Annotated in this window: 1 pseudogene; it reads left to right on the top strand. The window is 53.3% G+C overall.

The window, feature by feature from the left end:
• Positions 1–497 (top strand): annotated as a pseudogene (locus TW89_RS04155) (IS5-like element ISNme1 family transposase); the annotation flags it as partial.

Raw genomic sequence — 497 nt, 5'->3', positions numbered from 1 at the left:
CAAGCCATGATCGCCAAACACATCGACCGTTTCCCACTATTGAAGTTGGATCAGGTGATTGATTGGCAGCCGATCGAACAATACCTGAATCGTCAAAAAACCCGTTACCTCCGAGACCACCGCGGCCGTCCCGCCTATCCCCTGTTGTCCATGTTCAAAGCCGTCCTGCTCGGACAATGGCACAGCCTCTCCGATCCCGAACTCGAACACAGCCTCATCACCCGCATCGATTTCAACCTGTTTTGCCGTTTTGACGAACTGAGCATTCCCGATTACAGCACCTTATGCCGCTACCGCAACTGGCTGGCGCAAGACGACACCCTGTCCGAATTGCTGGAACTGATCAACCGACAATTGACCGAAAAAGGCCTAAAAGTAGAGAAAGCATCCGCCGCCATCATTGACGCCACCATTATTCAGACCGCCGGCAGCAAACAGCGCCAGGCCATAGAAGTCGATGAAGAAGGACAAGTCAGCGGCCAAACCACACCGAGTAA

This window comes from Neisseria flavescens (assembly GCF_001618065.1).
GTDB classification, from domain to species: domain Bacteria; phylum Pseudomonadota; class Gammaproteobacteria; order Burkholderiales; family Neisseriaceae; genus Neisseria; species Neisseria flavescens_A.
This window is presented reverse-complemented; position numbering and strand designations above follow the sequence as displayed.